This is a genomic window from Pseudomonas sp. SBB6 (genome assembly GCF_024213215.1).
Lineage (GTDB): Bacteria > Pseudomonadota > Gammaproteobacteria > Pseudomonadales > Pseudomonadaceae > Aquipseudomonas > Aquipseudomonas donghuensis.
Genome location: NZ_JANAVH010000005.1, coordinates 123,288 through 140,932, shown reverse-complemented (window position 1 = coordinate 140,932; position 17,645 = coordinate 123,288). Strand labels below are relative to the sequence as shown.

15 protein-coding genes and 1 pseudogene are annotated in these 17,645 nt (G+C 65.3%); 7 read left to right on the top strand and 9 right to left on the bottom strand.

The window, feature by feature from the left end; genetic code table 11:
• Positions 1 to 2: 2 nt before the first annotated feature.
• Positions 3 to 1,181, top strand: a pseudogene (locus NLX68_RS12145) (right-handed parallel beta-helix repeat-containing protein); the annotation flags it as partial.
• A gap of 267 nt (positions 1,182 to 1,448) precedes the next feature.
• On the opposite strand, the gene NLX68_RS12140 reads toward NLX68_RS12145, so the two are convergent.
• Together NLX68_RS12140 and NLX68_RS12135 are read right to left on the bottom strand one after the other, a co-directional pair.
• Positions 1,449 to 1,880, bottom strand: a complete 432-nt coding sequence (locus NLX68_RS12140) for an N-acetyltransferase (protein ID WP_254284189.1) — start codon at positions 1,878 to 1,880, stop codon at positions 1,449 to 1,451.
• Between the two features lie 62 nt (positions 1,881 to 1,942).
• Positions 1,943 to 2,341: a DUF488 domain-containing protein gene (locus NLX68_RS12135; protein ID WP_254284188.1), complete on the bottom strand. Its 399-nt coding sequence runs from the start codon at positions 2,339 to 2,341 to the stop codon at positions 1,943 to 1,945.
• A 128-nt stretch (positions 2,342 to 2,469) separates the two neighbouring features.
• Here NLX68_RS12135 and NLX68_RS12130 point away from each other — a divergent pair, with 128 nt between their 5' ends.
• The gene (locus NLX68_RS12130) at positions 2,470 to 4,086 is read left to right on the top strand and encodes an inorganic phosphate transporter (protein ID WP_254284187.1); all 1,617 of its coding nucleotides are present in this window, start codon (positions 2,470 to 2,472) and stop codon (positions 4,084 to 4,086) included.
• 69 nt (positions 4,087 to 4,155) lie between these two features.
• On the opposite strand, the gene NLX68_RS12125 is transcribed toward NLX68_RS12130, so the two are convergent.
• The 6 genes from NLX68_RS12125 to NLX68_RS12100 form a co-directional block, all read right to left on the bottom strand.
• A complete protein-coding gene (locus NLX68_RS12125) occupies positions 4,156 to 4,851 on the bottom strand; it encodes a glutathione S-transferase N-terminal domain-containing protein (RefSeq protein ID WP_213570820.1) in 696 nt (231 codons plus the stop codon).
• A 49-nt stretch (positions 4,852 to 4,900) separates the two neighbouring features.
• A complete protein-coding gene (locus tag NLX68_RS12120; protein WP_254284186.1) occupies positions 4,901 to 5,407 on the bottom strand; it encodes a GNAT family N-acetyltransferase in 507 nt (168 codons plus the stop codon).
• A gap of 48 nt (positions 5,408 to 5,455) precedes the next feature.
• Positions 5,456 to 7,294, bottom strand: a complete 1,839-nt coding sequence (locus NLX68_RS12115; protein WP_254284407.1) for an amidohydrolase — start codon at positions 7,292 to 7,294, stop codon at positions 5,456 to 5,458.
• Positions 7,295 to 7,492: 198 nt separating this feature from the next.
• Positions 7,493 to 7,987, bottom strand: coding sequence for a DUF934 domain-containing protein (locus NLX68_RS12110; protein ID WP_254284185.1), 495 nt, complete (start codon positions 7,985 to 7,987; stop codon positions 7,493 to 7,495).
• On the bottom strand, positions 7,975 to 9,657 hold the full coding sequence (locus NLX68_RS12105; protein ID WP_254284184.1) for a nitrite/sulfite reductase: 1,683 nt from the start codon (positions 9,655 to 9,657) through the stop codon (positions 7,975 to 7,977). The genes NLX68_RS12110 and NLX68_RS12105 overlap by 13 nt, the downstream gene beginning before the upstream one ends.
• Before the next feature lie 157 nt (positions 9,658 to 9,814).
• Positions 9,815 to 10,888 carry a sigma-54-dependent Fis family transcriptional regulator gene (locus tag NLX68_RS12100; protein WP_254284183.1) on the bottom strand — a complete coding sequence of 358 codons (1,074 nt, stop codon included), beginning with the start codon at positions 10,886 to 10,888 and terminating at the stop codon, positions 9,815 to 9,817.
• A 273-nt stretch (positions 10,889 to 11,161) separates the two neighbouring features.
• On the opposite strand from NLX68_RS12100, the gene NLX68_RS12095 reads away from it, so the two are divergent.
• Genes NLX68_RS12095 through NLX68_RS12085 form a run of 3 tightly spaced genes read left to right on the top strand, consistent with a single transcriptional unit; the run spans position 11,162 to position 15,157 of the window.
• Positions 11,162 to 12,385, top strand: coding sequence for a lipase family protein (locus NLX68_RS12095; protein ID WP_254284182.1), 1,224 nt, complete (start codon positions 11,162 to 11,164; stop codon positions 12,383 to 12,385).
• A gap of 11 nt (positions 12,386 to 12,396) precedes the next feature.
• Positions 12,397 to 13,593 (top strand): LLM class flavin-dependent oxidoreductase, encoded by a 1,197-nt coding sequence (locus tag NLX68_RS12090; RefSeq protein WP_254284181.1) that lies wholly within the window; start codon positions 12,397 to 12,399, stop codon positions 13,591 to 13,593.
• Between the two features lie 4 nt (positions 13,594 to 13,597).
• Positions 13,598 to 15,157: an ABC transporter substrate-binding protein gene (locus tag NLX68_RS12085; RefSeq protein WP_254284180.1), complete on the top strand. Its 1,560-nt coding sequence runs from the start codon at positions 13,598 to 13,600 to the stop codon at positions 15,155 to 15,157.
• Here the strand turns inward: NLX68_RS12085 and hpaA are convergent.
• Positions 15,154 to 16,056: a 4-hydroxyphenylacetate catabolism regulatory protein HpaA gene (hpaA, locus tag NLX68_RS12080; RefSeq protein WP_254284179.1), complete on the bottom strand. Its 903-nt coding sequence runs from the start codon at positions 16,054 to 16,056 to the stop codon at positions 15,154 to 15,156. The two genes, NLX68_RS12085 and hpaA, sit on opposite strands and share 4 nt — an antisense overlap.
• A gap of 143 nt (positions 16,057 to 16,199) precedes the next feature.
• Here hpaA and NLX68_RS12075 point away from each other — a divergent pair, with 143 nt between their 5' ends.
• Together NLX68_RS12075 and NLX68_RS12070 are read left to right on the top strand one after the other, a co-directional pair.
• Positions 16,200 to 16,871 carry a fumarylacetoacetate hydrolase family protein gene (locus tag NLX68_RS12075; protein ID WP_115087195.1) on the top strand — a complete coding sequence of 224 codons (672 nt, stop codon included), beginning with the start codon at positions 16,200 to 16,202 and terminating at the stop codon, positions 16,869 to 16,871.
• Complete coding sequence (locus NLX68_RS12070) at positions 16,871 to 17,644, top strand: fumarylacetoacetate hydrolase family protein (protein WP_254284178.1); 774 nt, start codon at positions 16,871 to 16,873, stop codon at positions 17,642 to 17,644. Before NLX68_RS12075 ends, NLX68_RS12070 begins: the two co-directional genes overlap by 1 nt.
• The last annotated feature ends 1 nt before the right edge of the window (position 17,645 follow it).

The window sequence follows — 17,645 nt, the reverse complement described above, 5'->3', positions numbered from 1 at the left end:
TCATGGCCATGCTTGCCCGCCCGCTTACCCTTTCCTGCCTCGCGCTGCTGTTCAGCGCCATGGCCCAGGCCGCCAGCCAGAACCTGCCACTGCAGCCATCGCTGAGCGCGGTGAACAGCGCCGAGCACCAGCGCGACCTGCAGCAGTTGCAGCAACAGGTCAGCCAGGCCGTGCAGCTGCAGGTCGACGAACGCCCGCGCCCGGCTGGCCGCGCCAGTGTCAGCCTGCAACCGATGTTCTCGTCCCAGGCCGGCAGCTGGCCGTTCGAGCCGTTCGTCAACAACGGCCTGTTCCGCGCCATTGCCGGCTACCAGGCGCATCATCCGCAAGCGGTAATGGTGCGCGGTGGCAGCGTAACGCTGGCGCAGTTGCACGAGGCGCTGAACGACCCGAAGATTATCAAGCGCTACAAGGACGGCTACCTGCTCAGCTACCCGCTGCTGATCGCCAACGACGGCGGCCTGCTGCTCGACGGCACCAGCCTGTACCTGTACAGCTACTCCGGCACGGCGTTGATCAACCAGGGCTGGCTGGGCCTGAATCAGTCGCGCCTGGAAAGCGTCGCCGGCGACAAACCGGGCAGCACCGACCGCGCCTGGCGGCCGTTCGTGGTGGCCTGGGCCGGCAGCCATACCCAGGTGCTGGGCTCGACCCTCAACCGCCTGGGCTACAACGCCAACCTCTCGCGCGGCCTGACCACCGCCCTGAGCAGCCAACAGGCCGCGTCGACCCGCCCGGCCACGCTGCTGATCCGCGACAGCCAGTTCACTGAGCTGGCCAGCGCGGTGGAGCTGCAACACAGCCAGGCGCAGATCGACAACAGCCAGTTCGGCCAGTCCCAGCAGTACGCCATCGACGTGCGCGACAGCCAAGTGACAGTGCGCAACAACCAGTTGCGCGGCATCGACAACAACAGCGGCATCCGCCTGCGCGGCCAGACCCGCGCACGCATCGAGCACAACCTGATCCTCGGCGCGCACAAGGCGGCCATCGAGGTCAGCGAGCAACAGGGCGCCCTACTGCTCACTGGCAACCTGATCGGCGACAGCCGTGGCAACGGCATCCAGCTACGCAACCTGGCGCCGGCGGCTGGCGCCCCGCTGCTGATCAGCGACAACCTGATCGGCAACAGCCAGGGCAGCGCCGTGGATGCCAGCGAAGTCGGCGCCGTCAGCCTGATCGGCAACCGCATCGGCAACAGCCCGGAATACGCCGTCAGCCTGCGCAATGCCGCGCCGCTGGCCGGCCCCCTGACCTTGAGCGGCAACACCCTGGGCAAGGTCGGCAAGGCTGTGGTGCGAATCGAGGGTTTGCAGCAGGTGGTGCTGGGGCCGAACACCTTCGAGGGTAAGCCGATCCTGCAGAACCTGCTGATTGGTGACTTGTTGCCGGTGCAGAGCCTGTTGCTGCAGGCGACCCAGCGTCAGGGCTGCGTGGTGCGGGTCGAGCTAAGCGAACGCCCGTTGCATGCGCAAAAAGCATTCGTCCTCGCCCATGCAGACGAAGCCCTCGCGCTCGTACAGGCGCCGTGCCGGGTTGCTCTTGAACACCATCAGGCGCAGCAGCGGCAATTGCCGTTGGCCGGTCCAGTCGGCCAGTTGCGTTAACACCCAGCGGCCGATACCGCGGTCGCGAAAGCCTTCGAGCAGGTGCAGTTCACGGATGAACAGGGCCTGGCGGTCCTGGCTGAGGCTGAAGTAACCCAACGGCTGCTGGGCTTCGCTGATCAGCCACTGCTCGCGCCACGTCCAGGCCTGGTCGAAGGCTTCTTCCTGCCAGAGCAGGTCGAACTCGCGGTAATAAGGCAGCATGGCCCGGCGGGTGAGGTCGCGGGCGAAGGTGCGGTGCTGGTCGGTGGCGGGGGTCAGTTGCACAGTCATAAGGGCCAGGATATGTGGGAGCCGGCGTTGCCGGCGATGGGCTGCAAAGCAGCCCCATTGACTCAAGGTTTGAATTGTTCGGCATAACACACCGGCGAACTGGCCGGACCCTGGCGCTCCAGCTCATCCTCAAGCCATTGCGCCAGCACCATCGCATTGTTGTGCTCGGTATCCTTGCCAGCATACAGCAAGGTCACATCGCCCTGCCCGGCCATGCCCAGCAGCGTCCACCAATGCTCGGGCCGCGCCGTCAGTTCCTCGCGGTAGCGCTCGGCAAACCCGGCAAAATCCACTTCACCGGCATGAAAAGCCTGACGCAACACCGTTGAAGGCGCCACCTCCGGCAACCACAAGGCTTGCAGCTGGTCCTTGCGCCGGTTGCGCGGCCACAGGCGGTCGACCAGCACGCGCTGGCCATCGCTGGCTTGCTGCGGATCATAAACGCGTTTGCAGCGGATCATCGCTTCGCTCCATCGGCAGGTCCCTTGATCCTAGGACTTTCCTTGACCGAGGTCACGGTGCTGTCAGCGATTGTTTTTATCATGGCCGGGCAAGGCTAGACCCTTCCTGGTAACCCGGACCCGTCATCATGACCACCCCGACCCTGGCTGGCAGCCCCTCGCTGGCCAACCACGATCCACGCCCGCGTCTGAATCACAAATCCGGCCGCACCACCCTGACCCTGTTCTTCGGCCTGCTGGCGGCCGGCCTGGTGTATACCGCCTGGAACCTGTTCCGCGACATTGACGCCACCGGCACCGTGGTCACCACCTGGACACCCTTTGTGCTGCTCGGCCTGGCGTTGCTGATTGCCCTGGGGTTCGAGTTCGTCAACGGTTTTCACGACACCGCCAACGCCGTGGCCACGGTGATCTACACCCATTCGCTACCACCGTCGGTGGCGGTGGTCTGGTCCGGCTGTTTCAATTTTCTCGGCGTGCTGCTGTCCAGCGGTGCGGTGGCCTTCGGCATCATCGCCTTGCTGCCGGTGGAGCTGATCCTGCAAGTCGGCTCCTCGGCCGGTTTCTCCATGGTCTTTGCCCTGTTGCTGTCGGCGATCATCTGGAACCTGGGCACCTGGTGGCTGGGCCTGCCAGCGTCCTCATCGCATACCTTGATCGGCTCGATCATCGGCGTTGGCATCGCCAACGCCCTGATGCACGGGCGTGACGGCACCAGCGGCGTGGACTGGAGCCAGGCCAGCAAGGTCGGTTACTCACTGTTGCTCTCGCCGCTGGTGGGCTTTACCTGCGCGGCGCTGTTGCTGCTGGCCCTGCGCATGCTGGTCAAGCGTCGCGAGCTGTACCAGGCACCGGTCGGCAATACGCCGCCGCCCTGGTGGATTCGCGGGCTGTTGATCCTCACCTGCACCGGCGTGTCCTTCGCCCATGGCTCCAACGACGGGCAGAAAGGCATGGGCCTGATCATGCTGATCCTGGTCGGCACCCTGCCCATGGCCTATGCCTTGAACCGGACCATGCCGGCTGACCAGTCGCTGCAGTTCGCCGCGGTGGCCGAGGTCACCCAGCAGGCCTTGCAGCGCAGCGCCCCGCAGGCCGCACCGGCAGACCCGCGACAAACCCTCGGCAGCTTCATTCGCGAACCGCAGGCCAGCGACGAACTGGTGCCGGCGCTGGCGGCGCTGGCCGGGATGATCGGCACCGAGGTCAAAAGCTACGGTTCGCTCAACCGGGTGCCCGCAGAGGCCATGGCCAACGTGCGCAACGACATGTACCTGACCTCCGAGGCCATCCGCCTGATCGACAAGCACCAGTTGGCGCATTTCGATGCCGATACCCAGGCCAAGGTGCAAGTGTTCAAACAGCAGATCGACAGCGCCACCCACTACATTCCGCTGTGGGTGAAGATTGCCGTGGCCATCGCCCTGGGGCTGGGGACCATGGTCGGCTGGCGGCGCATCGTGGTGACCGTTGGCGAGAAGATCGGCAAGACCCACCTGACCTACGCCCAGGGCGCGTCGGCGGAGCTGGTGGCGATGTGCACCATTGGTGCCGCGGACATGTATGGGTTGCCGGTGTCGACCACCCACGTGCTGTCGTCCGGGGTGGCCGGGAGCATGGTCGCCAATGGCTCGGGCTTGCAGATGCGCACCCTCTTCAACCTGATGATGGCCTGGGTGCTGACCTTGCCGGCGGCGATGATGCTGGCGGGGGGGTTGTACTGGCTGTTGCGGCAGGTGTTCTGAACGCGGTCAAGCCCGCTCCTACAGTGATTGCGCCGATCCTGTAGGAGCGGGCTTGACCCGCGATGAGGCCTATGCAGGTATCTTCAACCCGCGCTCCACCGCCGGCCGCTGCACGAACGCCGCCAGCACCCGCTTGACGTTGGCAAAGTCATCAAAGCCCACCAGCTCGCCCGCCTCATAAAAGCCGACCAGGTTGCGCACCCAGGGCAGAATGGCGATATCGGCAATGCTGTAGGCGTCCATCACCCACTCACGCCCTTGCAGGCGCTGGTCCAGCACCCCGAGCAAGCGCCGCGACTCGGCCACGTAACGGTCGCGCGGACGCTTGTCTTCGTACGCCTTGCCGGCGAACTTGTGGAAAAAACCCACCTGGCCGAACATCGGCCCGATCCCGCCCATCTGGAACATCAGCCACTGCAGGGTCTCGTAGCGCTGGGCCGGGTCCGCCGACAGCAGTTGCCCGCTCTTCTCTGCCAGGTAAACCAGGATCGCCCCGGACTCGAACAACGCCAGCGGCTCGCCACCCGGGCCATTGGGGTCGAGGATCGCCGGGATCTTGTTGTTGGCGCTCAGGGAGATGAATTCCGGGGTCAACTGGTCATTGGTCTCGAAGCTGACCTTGTGCACCTCGTAGGCCAGGCCGATCTCCTCGAGCATGATCGACACCTTCACGCCGTTGGGCGTGGCCAGCGAGTACAGCTGCAGCAGCTCGGGCTGTTTGGCCGGCCATTTGCGGGTGATCGGGAATGCACTGAGATCGGTCATGAACAGAACCTTGAGCAAGAAATTGAGGCAGACACTGTAACCAGTTTTGTCACCGCCGCGCGACCATCACCCAGTCGCGGTGACGCTCCGGGCCGCATTCGAACAGCGCCTCGCCGACCTTGCTAAAACCATTGCGCTGATAAAAACGGATGGCCCGGGTGTTCTGTTCATTGACGGTCAGGCGAATCGCCCCGCGCACCGGCGCCAGGGTGTCGTCGAGCAGCAGCTGGGCGCCGCCGTGGCTATGGTGCTCGGGCAGTACATAGCAGCGGCTCAGCTCCGGCAGGCCGTCAGCCTCGGCAATCCCCAGGGCTTCAGGTGCACTGTCGATCATGCTGTAGCCGACCACGCTACCCAGGTACTCCAGCACCCGCAGGCGCTTGCGCGGATTGAGCAGGTGGAGGACGAAATGCTCGGGCTGCAACAGCCTGTCGATGTAGGCCTGCAACGCCTGGGGCGCAGCATCCGGCGGGCTGGCCAGGGCGAAGGTCAGGCCGGCGACATGGCTGAGCGCCTCGGCATCACTGGGCCGGGCAACACGGGTACTGAAAGGCATTAAGCAACATCCTGTCGATCGGGCGAACCGGCATGGTAGCCCGAACCCTCAGAAGGCAAAACAGGAACAACCGAATGCGCCCCAAAAGCCCTGAAAATCGCTGACCGGCACCGACGATTGCCGAGCGCGCTGGTGCGCATGGGCATGCACCGCGCAGGCACCGACGCACTGATGCACCTGGGCGGTCAGCGGCGTGCCCTGGCGCCAGTGCCCGGGGACCTTGGCCACCGGCGACCAGTCGGGCAGCACCGGCAAGGTCGGTGGGTCGAGCCGGGCGAACTCGGCGGCGCCATACACCACCTTGCCATCGACCAGGGTCAGCACCGACTCCAGGTGCTTGATCGCCTCGGCGTCGATGCTGAAATAGTCGGCGCTCAAGGCCGTCAGGTCTGCCAGTTGCCCAACCTTGATCTGGCCCTTCTTGCCCTGCTCGCTGGAAAACCAGGCGCTGCCGTGGGTGAACAGCGACAACGCCGTGTCGCGGTCCAGCCCCTGTGGGTACAGCTCCAGCCCGCCAACGGTACGCCCGCTGACCAACCAGTACAGCGAGGTCCAGGGGTTGTAGCTGGACACCCGGGTGGCGTCGGTGCCGGCGCCGACCGGGATGCCTTCGCCAAGCATGCGCTTGATCGGTGGCGTGTGCTGCGCCGCCTTGGCGCCGTAGCGCTCGACGAAGTACTCGCCCTGAAACGCCATGCGGTCCTGAATGGCGATGCCGCCGCCCAGCGCCCGCACCCGCTCGATGTTCTTCGGGCTGATGGTCTCGGCATGGTCGAAGAACCACGGCAGGCCGTTGAAAGGGATGTCGCGGTTGACCTTCTCGAACACGTCGAGCATGCGCGAGATCGATTCGTCGTAGGTGGCGTGCAGGCGAAACGGCCAGCGCTGCTCGACCAGATGGCGCACCACCGGTTCCAGATCGCCCTCCATGCCGCCGGGCAGGTCCGGACGCGGTTCGAGGAAGTCCTCGAAGTCGGCGGCGGAGAACACCAGCATCTCGCCGGCGCCGTTGTGGCGCAGAAAATCGTCGCCCTGACCGTACTTGACGCTGGCGGTCCAGTGCTTGAAATCGGCCAGTTCTTCCTTGGGCTTCTGGGTAAACAGGTTGTAGGCGATACGCACGGTCAACTGCCGGGCCTTGGCCAGTTGCTCGATCACCGCGTAATCGTCAGGGTAGTTCTGGTAGCCGCCACCGGCATCGATGGCGCTGGTCAGGCCCAGGCGGTTGAGCTCACGCATGAACTGGCGAGTCGAGTTGACCTGGTATTCCAGCGGCAGCTTCGGCCCCTTGGCCAGGGTCGAATAAAGGATCAGCGCATTGGGCCGGGCGATCAGCATGCCGGTCGGGTTGCCGTTGGCGTCGCGCTGGATCTCGCCACCCGGCGGGTTGGGCGTGTTGCGGTCATAGCCGACCACGCGCAGGGCTGCGCGGTTGAGCAAGGCGCGGTCGTACAGGTGCAGAACAAACACCGGGGTGTCCGGCGCCGCCTGGTTGAGCTCGTCGAGGGTCGGCAAGCGGCGCTCGGCGAACTGGAATTCGTTCCAGCCGCCGACCACCCTCACCCACTGCGGCGCAGGCGTGCGCAGGGCCTGGTCCTTGAGCATGCGCAAGGCGTCGGCCAGGGACGGCACGCCCTCCCAGCGCAGCTCCAGATTGTAGTTCAGGCCGCCGCGGATCAGGTGCAGGTGCGAATCGTTGAGCCCGGGGATCACCGTGCGTTGCTTGAGGTCGATGACCTGGGTCGCAGGCCCGCGCAAGGCCATGACCTGGGCGTCATCGCCGACCGCCACGAAGCGCCCGTCGCGAATGGCCACGGCGCTGGCTTGCGGCCGCTCGCGGTCCACCGTGTGCACGCGGCCGTTGTGCAGGATCAGCTCGACCGGCACGGCCGATTCGGTACTGCGCAAAATGGCCCCGGCGGCCAGTGGCACCGCCGAGTACATGGCCCCGGCGGCGCCGAGCAGCGAACTTGCAGCGATAAAACGGCGGCGGCTTTCCCGATCCTGGTTCATGGCGGCTCCTGAGGCACGGCGTTGCCGGGCAAACAAAAGCTAAACGATAGACCAGCGCCGGCGCCGCACCAGTCAGCGACGACGAAACAACGGCCGTGGCTCGATCACCGAACGCCCGTACAGCACGCTCATGCCGGCCAGGCCCAGCAAGGCATCCTGCGCGCATTTGTCTTCACGCACCGCATAGCTGTCGAAGCCGCACTGGCGCATGTGGCTGAGCTGGTCGCGCAACACATCGCCGACCGCACGCAGTTCGCCGTGCCAGCCCAGCCGGCTGCGCAGCAAGTAGGCCTGGCTGTAGCCACGGCCGTCGCGAAAGCTGGGGAAGTCCACCGCAATCAACGGCACCTGTGCCAGCCACGGGCGCAACGGTTCGACATCATCGTCCGGGCCCAGCCACAAGCCGTCACGCCCCAGGGGCCGCTGGGCGCGGCGGGCAATCCAGGTGGCCAGCGGCAGAATCAGCAGGCCGTCGGGCAGCACCTCGCCGGGTTCGCGCAACAGTTGCCAGGGATCGTGCTCGAGCAACTGCGCCTCACCATTGCGCAGGCCAATCACATTACGCATATCAGCTCCTCCGGACGCTTGGCATAGACCCGTTCCTTGAAGGGTTCCAGGCCGACCCGGCGCACGGTGTCGACAAAGGCTTCGTCCTGCTCGCGGTAGGCGCAATAGGTGGCGATGATCTGCTCGATCACCTGCGGGATCTCGGCAGCGCTGAACGACGGGCCAATGACCTTGCCCAGGGTGCTGTGCTTGCCCTGGGCGCCGCCGAGGGTCACCTGGTACCACTCGCTGCCGTTCTTGTCGACGCCGAGGATGCCGATGTTGCCGATGTGGTGGTGGCCGCAGGCGTTGATGCAGCCGGAGATGTTCAGGCTCAGCTCACCCAGGTCGTGCAGGTAGTCCAGGTCATCGAAGCGGCGCTGGATCGACTGGGCGATGGGGATCGACGTGGCGTTGGCCAGGGCGCAGAAATCGCCGCCCGGGCAGGCAATGATGTCCGTCAGCAGACCAATGTTGGCCGTGCCCAGGCCGCGTTCGCAGGCCAGGCGCCAGAGCGCGTGCAGGTCACGCTTGCGCACGTCCGGGAGAATCAGGTTCTGCTCGTGGGCAATGCGGATTTCGCCGAAGCCGAACTGCTCCGACCAATCGGCCACCGCATCCATTTGCGCATCGCTCAGGTCGCCTGGCGGCGAGGCATCGCCCGGCTTGGTCGACAGCACCACACTGGCATAGCCCGGGACCTTGTGCGGCTTGACGCAGCAGGCCACCCAGCGGGCGAACGCGTGGTCCTGGGCCAGATGGGTGTCGTAGGCCAGGTCATCGTCAATGACGCTGTCATAGGCTGGAGGCTCGAAGGCGGCAGCCACGCGCTGGAACTCGTCCTCGGTGAGTTGCGCCGGACCGTCCTTGATGTGTTGCCACTCCTCCTCCACCTCGCGGGAGAACGCCTCGATGCCCAGCGCCTTGACCAGGATCTTGATCCGCGCCTTGTACTTGTTGTCGCGCCGGCCATGGCGGTTGTACACGCGCAAAATGGCTTCGACATACGACAACAGGTGCTGCCACGGCAGGCCCTCGCGAATCTGCAAACCGAGGATCGGCGTGCGCCCCAGGCCGCCGCCGACCATGACCCGCAGGCACATCTGGCCGTGGCCGTCGCGGTACAGGTAAAGGCCGATGTCATGCATCATGATCGCCGCGCGGTCTTCAATCGCCGAACAGATGGCGATCTTGAACTTGCGCGGCAAAAACAGGAACTCCGGGTTGATCGTCGACCACTGCCGGAGGATCTCGGCCAGCGGCCGCGGGTCGAGCAACTCGTCGGCGGCAACGCCGGCAAAGGCTTCGGTGGTGATGTTGCGCACGCAGTTGCCGGAGGTCTGGATCGCATGCATCTCGACCTCGGCCAGGCGCTGGAGGATGTCCGGCACCTGGGCCAGTTCAATCCAGTTGAACTGGATGTTCTGGCGCGTGGTGAAGTGGCCGTAGCCGCGGTCGTACTCGCGGGCGATCTGCGCCAGGGTGCGCATCTGCCGAGCGCCGAGGGTGCCGTAGGGGATGGCCACGCGCAACATGTAGGCATGCTTTTGCAGGTACAGGCCGTTTTGCAGGCGCAGGGGCAGGAACTCTTCTTCACTCAGTTCGCCAGCCATGAACCGGCGTACCTGATCGCGAAACTGCGCCACGCGCTCGAACACCAGCGCACGGTCATACTCGTCATAGTGATACATGGTTCGGACCTCATCAGGGAGGCCGTTACTATGGCTTTTGGGTGTACTGGGTTACAGATTCAGGTTGGTGGGATTTATACGGATCAGATGGACTTGAAGCATCGCGGGGCAAGCCCGCTCCCACCCTGTAGGAGCGGGCTTGCCCCGCGATGAGGCCCTAATGCACAGCACCCTCCGTACGCTTCAACTCACCAATCTTCTCCAACCGCGCCCGCACGATGTTGCGGCTGATGTTCAGCAAGCGCCCGGTCTGCAACTGATTGCCATGACAGAAGCGGTACGCGGTGCGAAACACCGTTTCCTCGATATGCTCGTACAAGTCTGGAATGTTCTGCTCGAACAGCGCCGTCAGCGCCGCCTCAAGGTTCGGCGGTTCGCTGGCCAGGCGCAGCGGCTGACTGTGTTCTTCCTGGCGAATGCCCACCGAGCGCATGTCCACCAGGTGCAGGTCGGCCGGCTGCACCAGCTGTTGCCGGCACACCAGCAGCGCGTGGTGAATGGCGTTTTCCAGCTCGCGGATGTTGCCTGGCCAGCTGTGCGACAGCAGCTTGCGCTCGCTTTCCGGGCTCAGGCTGGCGCGGCTGTAGCCCAGGCGCTGGCAGTGCTCCTCAAGGAAGAACTCGGCCAGCGGCAGGATGTCCCCCGGGCGTTCGCGCAGCGGCGGCAGGCGGATGGTCGCCACGTGCAGGCGGTAGAACAGGTCTTCGCGAAAATGCCCGGCCACCACCGCATCGGCGAGGTTGACGTTGGTCGCCGCCACCAGACGCACGTTGATCGGGATCGGCGTGCGCGAGCCCAGGCGTACCACTTCGCGCTCCTGCAGCACCCGCAGCAGTTTCACCTGCATGTTCAGCGGCAGGTCGCCGATCTCATCGAGGAACAGCGTGCCGCCGTTGGCCGCTTCGAACCAGCCGGCCTTGCTGTTGGTGGCGCCGGTAAAGGCGCCCTTCTCGTGGCCGAACAGCTCGCTCTCGACCAGGGTTTCGGCAAAGGCGCCGCAGTTGACCGCCACGAACGGCTCGCGCCCGCGACGGCTGAGCTGATGGATATGGCGGGCCACCAGCTCCTTGCCGGTGCCGGTCTCGCCGATGATCAGGGTGTTGGCTTCACTCGGCGCCAGGCGTTCGATGCGGCTGAGCAGTTCCTGGGAGCGCGGGTCCTTGAACACCAGAACGGTGGCGCGAACGGATTTGCTCAGTTCCCGGGCATGGGGATGGGTTATCAGCGACATGGTGCATTCCTGGCAGTGAAAGCGCAGGGCCATAGTGCCCGAAACAAATTAGAACAAATAATTATTAATTAGCATTTATATATTCCCATTAGCGATATGTGTTCTGCGCTGCTGCTCCAGCAACAGTCGGCCAGCAACCCGTGGTGGCTGGCCAGCATCGATGCCCTCAGGCAACCCTCTTGCTGGCAACCCAGCCCTTGAAAACCAAGGTCTGCAGCGCCCTGGCACGCATTTCGCTCAAGCCTGGCACACGCACCGTGCAAGGACCTCTCGATGAAACTGCAGAACACATTCGCCTTCGGCCTGAGCCTGCTAGCCCTGTCGCTCAGCGCCATGGCCGCTGACACCTTCGCGCCCAAACCCGACCCGCTGCAAGGCGATGGCCGGGTCTCGGCGTTCTACAGCTGGAGCCAGGCCATCCCCGCCAGCCCCGGCAAACTGCTGCGCAGCGAGCCGCTGGAACAGACCCTGAGCCTGCCCGGCGCGGCGTCGCAACTGCGCATCCTCTATAGCTCCACCGACGGCATCGACGGCAAGACCCCGGTGGCAGTGTCTGGTGCGCTGTTCATTCCCAAGGGCAAGGCACCGGCAGGTGGCTGGCCGCTGGTGACCTGGGGCCATGGCACGGTGGGCGTGGCGGATGTCTGCGCGCCGTCCTGGGCCGGGCGCTCGTACCGCGACGTGCAGTACCTGGCGCGCTGGCTCAACGAGGGCTACGCCATCGTCGCCACCGACTACCAGGGCCTGGGCGTGCCCGGCGGCCACCCGCTGCTGAACAACCGCATGGCCGCCTACGGCATCCTCGACGCCGCCCGCGCGGTGATTGCCGGGGTGCCGGGGCTGGCCAACAAGGTGCTGGTGGTCGGCCAGTCCCAGGGCGGCGCCGGCGCCTTTGCCTCGGCCGCCTATGCGCCGACCTACGCCCCGGACCTGGGCCTGAAGGGCAGCGTCGGCACCGGGGTGATCTACACCGTGGGTGCGAAGAACGTCGGCGAGCAGGACCCGGACAAGGTCGACGCCTCCCTGGCCTACGGCTTCTACACCTTGCTGGCGGCCCAGCAGTACGACCCGCGCATCGACCCGCGCGACTTCTACACCGACAAGGCCCTGCCGCTGTTCGAACAGGCGCGCAGCACCTGCCTGTCATCACTGGTGGCCGATGTGCTCGGCACCGGCCTGACCCCGGCCAACACCCGCAAGGCCAACAGCGGCGAACAACTCAAGCCGTGGCTGGCGCAGGTGTCCTACCCGACCCTGAAACTCAAGCAGCCGATCTTCATCGGCACCGGCGCCGAAGACAAGACCCCGGCCGCCGCCACCCAGGTGGCCTTGATGCAGGACGCCTGCAAGACCGGCTCGATCGTCGAAGGCCACCTGTACAAGGGCCTGGGCCACAGCGAGACGGTCAACGCCTCGCTCAAGGATTCCCTGCCCTTCGCCCGCAAGGTGTTCAGCGACCAGCCCATCAGCGCAATCTGCAACCCCACCGTGCAATAAGGACTATCACCGTGAGCATTGAATTTTTCACCCGCCTGCCGTTGCACGGCGAAACCCAGTTCCTCCCTGGCGATCCGCGCAACCGCGGCGACTGGCATGCCGGCAGCGACAGCACCGGCGCGGTGTCGAACTTTGCCGTGGGCGATCACTTCACCTACATCGACTACCTCGGGCAGATCGCCCGCGCCGCCGAGATCAACGGCTTTGGCGGCGCGCTGATGGTCAACGCACCGTCTGGCGAAGAGCCGTGGACGGTGTGCTCGCTGCTGGCCCGCGAGACCCGCACCTTAAGCTACGTCACCGCCTTCCAGCCCTACCACTACACGCCCTGGGTCGCCGTGCAGCAGGCCGCCACCTACCAGCGCGCCACCGGCAACCGCCTGGTGTGGAACATCATCAATGGCGGCTCGGACGTGATCCAGCGCCAGGTCGGTGACTTCAGCGACCACGATGAACGCTACGAACGCGCCATCGAGTTCATGGACGTGGTCAAGGGCTACTGGCACTCGGAGAACTTCCACTACCAGGGCCGCTTCTACCAGGCCGAAGGCGGCGGCCTGCGCGGCCCGCAGAAAAAGGCCGAGCTGCCGCTGATCTGCACTGCCGGCTCGTCGATCGCGGCGCGGGAGTTCGCCGCCCGCCACGCCGACTTCTACCTGATGCGCGCCGAGCACCCGGACGAGATCCGCGCGCTGATCGCCGACATTCGCGAGCGTACGCTCAAGCATGGCCGCAGCAACATCCGCTTCGGCCTGTCGATCGATGTCATCACCCGCGAGACCGAAGCCCAGGCCCTGGCCGAGGCCAAGCGCTTCTTCGACGAAGGCGTGGCCAAGGGCGCGGTCAAGGCCGTGGCCGCCCATGCCGGGCTGCGCACTGCGCGCAAGCTCAGTTACGAAAATGAGTACTCGGCCAAGGATCAAAGCCGGCCGTTCGACGACTTTTTCATCTACCCCAACGTCTGGGCCGGCTTCGGTTACATCGGCATCCCGCCAGGCCTGGCGCTGGTTGGCAGCTACGCCAACGTGGTGGCGCGGATTCGCGAGTACAACGCCCTGGGCATCGAGCTGTTCTTCCTCGCCGGCTACCCGCACCTGGAAGAAGCCTACCGCTTGGGCGAGCACATCCTCCCGCATTTTCGCGGCGAGCGGGCGCCGCTCAAGCGCATCGACACCCAGGCGCCGGCCTTGCGTGCAGCAGGAGGCTGAGGCCATGGACCCTTTCGATCACCAACGCCGGCGCTTTCTCGGCTATAGCCTGGCGCTGGGCGGCGGGCTGCTGCTCAGTGGTTGCGGCCCCGAGCAGCCGGCCGCCAGCCCTGTCGCCAACGACCCGCCGCGCCACGGCGGGCGCCTGCGCCTGGGCGTGCTGTCCGGCGGCCAGGTCGGCAACCTTGACGCCCACAAGCCGATCGGCAGCGGCATCGTTCGCGGCTTTGCCCTGTACAGCAAGCTGTGGGAATGGGACGAGCAGATGCAGCCGCGCCTGGCCCTGGCCGAAGAGGCCGAAGCCAGCGCCGACGCCAGCAGTTGGACCGTACGCCTGCGCCAGGGCCTTGAGTTTCACAACGGCAAGACCATCGATGCCGACGACCTGATCTTCTCCATTCGCCGTCTGACCGACCCGCAATTGGCCTCGCCCTATGCTGCGCTGCTGCACTGGGTCGACCGCGACAACCTGGAAAAACTCGACGCGCGCACCGTGCGCATCCGCTTCAAGGACGGGCGCAGCTACCTGCCGCTGGCAGAAACCTGGGTCAACTTCGGCGGCATCGTCCCGGTCGACTACCACCCGCTGACCAACCCGGTCGGCGCCGGCCCCTACAAGCTGAAAAGCTTCACCCCCGGCCAGCGCTCGGTGTTCAGCCGCTTCGAAAACTACTACAAGGACGGCAAACCCTACGCCGACGAGCTGGAGATCATCGACTTCAAGGACCAGGTCTCGCGCCTGGCCGCCTTGCGCGCCGGGCAGATCGACATGGCCAACGGCCTGCCCAGCGAGCAGTTGCAGATCATCGAACGCGACCCGCGCCTGCAACTGGTGACTTCGGTCAGCGGCAACTGGCTGTCGTTCGAGATGAACACCAGCAAGCCACCGTTCGACAACCCGAAAGTCCGCGAGGCGTTGCGCCTGCTGGCCGACCGCCCGGAGCTGGTGCGCCGCGCCTTGAATGGCCAGGGCCGGGTGGCCAACGACCTGTACGCACCGAACGACCCGACCTTCAACCACCGCCTCGGCCCACGCCCGCATGACCCGCAACGGGCGGCAACACTGCTGCGCGAAGCCGGCCACGAACAGCTCGAAGTCGAGCTGGTGACCACCAGCGGCCCGGCCCTGGCTTCGGCCCTGGTGTTTGCCGAACAGGCCAAGGCCATCGGCGTGACCCTCAAGGTGCGCCAGGTCGACCAGGCCACCTTCGACGGCCCGCAGCACGACCAGTGGCAACTGAGCACTGGCGGCACCATCGGCGCGCCGTTCCTGGCCAGTGCCATGCACATCGATGCGCCCTTCGCCGTGGCCAACAAGACCCACTTCAACGACCCGCAGTTCAGCGAGCTGTTCCTCCAGGCCATGGCCCAGCCAGACCTGGCCAAGCGCAGCGCCCTGGTGCACCAGGCCCAGCAGATCCAGTATGAGCGAGGTGGTCTGCTGATCTGGGGCTACGTCAATCTGCTCGACGCTTTCTCGCGTCAGGTCGGCGGCGCCGCGGCCGAGCAGACGCTGTTCAGCACCTGGCGTTTCGACAACCTCTGGCTACGCGGCCAGGCCTAGCGCAACCCCGCCTGACGCTGGCGGTATTCCCCCGGCGTCAGTTGCGCGTAACGCAAAAAGAACCGGCTGAAATACGCCGGGTCCTTGAAGCCCAGGCGGTAGCAGATCTCGTTGGCCGAGCTGCCGGTGTACAGCAGCAGGCGCCGCGCCTCCTGCATCAGACGCTCGAGGATCAGCCGCTTGGACGGCAGGTCGGCGATGCGCCGGCACACTTCGTTGAGCCGCGCCTCGGTGACGCCGATGCCCTGGGCGTAGCGCGCCAACGGCCAGTGTTCGAGGTAGTGGGCCTCGATCAGTTCGTTGAAGCGGTGGAACACCTGCAAGTCTTCATGACGGGTTTGCCGTGCCGGCAGCGAGCGCGCACACAGGCGCAGCAGGCTGGTCATGATCAGCCGCGTCAAGCTTTCCAGCGCAGCTGCGCGCCCGGCTGCGCTGGCGTTGATCTCGCTGTGCAGCTCATCGAACAGCAGCGCCAGGCGCCGCGCCTCGGCGGCGTAATTCGGCTCCAGGCCGCTCAAGGCCACGCAGGCCGGCGCCACCTGCGGCCCCGGCGCCAACCCAGGATCGGCTTCAAGTAACTGCCAGACCAGTTGCTGGCGCACGGTCAGCACATGGCCGTCGGCATCGGGCTCGGTGACAAAGGAATGCGGAATGGTCGGCGGCGTGAGGAAGAACATCGGCCCCGATTCGACGTACTGCTGGTCGTCCAGGTACACCCGCACCGTGCCGCTCTTGACGTAATGCACCTGGAAAAACCGGTCATGGCGGTGCACCGGCATGTTGCGGCCGAAGAACCCGGCGAGGTTGCCGAGCTTGTCGTAGTGCACCTCGGCATCGCTGTAGCGCTGGTCGTAGACCTGACCGATGTTGATGTTGGGGATTGGCTGGCGTTCGCTCATGGCCCTGCTCACTCTTATTGTTGTGCCGCCAGCTTACTCCTGCAGCAAGCCGCTTGCATTTCGTTAACATCTTAATTATAACGTTAATACATTAACAATTATTCGAGCAGGGACCCTGCCCCTGCCCCAGCCAGGAGAAGCCCATGAGCCGTGCCTTGCACGATGCTGCCAGCGGTACCCTGTTCGGCGTTGCGCTGAACTACCAGGGGTTGCTGAACCAGCGTCTCGCCGAATTCGAACAGCCGCCGTATCAAAAGCCGCCGGTCAAGCCGGTGCTGTTCATCAAGACCCCCAACACCCGTAATGGCCACGGCCAGCCGGTGGTCTACCCGCAGGGCATCGAGCAGCTGCAACCGGGCCCGGCCCTGGGTGTGGTGATCGGCAAGCGCGCCACCCGGGTCAGCGTCGACAATGCCCTCAGCCATGTCGCCGGCTACACCATCGTCAATGAATTCAGCCTGCCGGAAGACAGCTACTACCGCCCGGCGGTCAAGGCCAAGTGCCGCGACGGCTTCTGCGCCCTGGGCCCTGAGCTGGTACCCGCCGCGCAGGTTGCCGACCCGCAGCAACTGAGCATCAAGCTGTTCATTAATGGCCAACTGCGCCAGCAAAACAGCACCGCCAACATGGTCCGCAGCGTTGCCCAGCTGATTGCCGAGATCAGCGAATTCATGACCCTGCACGAAGGTGATGTGCTGATCACCGGCACCCCCGAAGGCCGCGTCGATGTACTGCCCGGGGATCAGGTAGAAGTCGAGATCAGTGGCCTCGGGCGCCTGACCAACAGCATCGTTGCCGCGCAGGAGAAGCGCTGATGAAACACGCACGTATCCGCTACCAGGGTGAAGTCCACGCCGTCACCGTCGAGGCCGACAACGCTGTGCGCCTGGCTGATGGCCGGTTGTTGCCGGAGCAGCAGGTCGAGTGGCTGCCGCCGGCTACCGGCACCATGTTCGCCCTGGGCCTGAACTACGCCGACCACGCCGCGGAGCTGGCCTTCACGCCGCCCACCGAACCGCTGGCGTTCGTCAAATCGGTGGGCACCTACACCGGCCACAACCAGGTCAGCTGGCGCCCAGACAACGTCGCCTACATGCACTACGAGTGCGAGCTGGTGGCGGTGATCGGCAAGCCGGCGCGCAACGTCAAGCGCGAGGACGCACTCAAGTACCTGGCCGGCTACACGGTGTGCAACGACTACGCCATCCGCGATTACCTGGAGAACTACTACCGGCCCAACCTGCGGGTGAAAAACCGCGACGCCACCACCCCGGTCGGGCCGTGGATCGTCGATGTCGCCGATGTGCCGGATGCCAGCAACCTGACCTTGCGCACCTGGATCAACGGTGAGCTCAAGCAGCAAGGCAGTACCAAGGACATGATTTTCGACATCCCCTACCTGATCGAATACCTGTCCAGCTTCATGACCCTGCAGCCGGGCGACATGATCGCCACCGGCACTCCCGAAGGCCTGGCCGATGTGGTGCCGGGCGATGAAGTGGTGGTCGAAGTCGAAGGCGTCGGGCGCCTGGTCAACCGTATTGTCAGCGAAGCCGAGTTCTTCGCCCTCAACCGCCAAGAGGCATGAG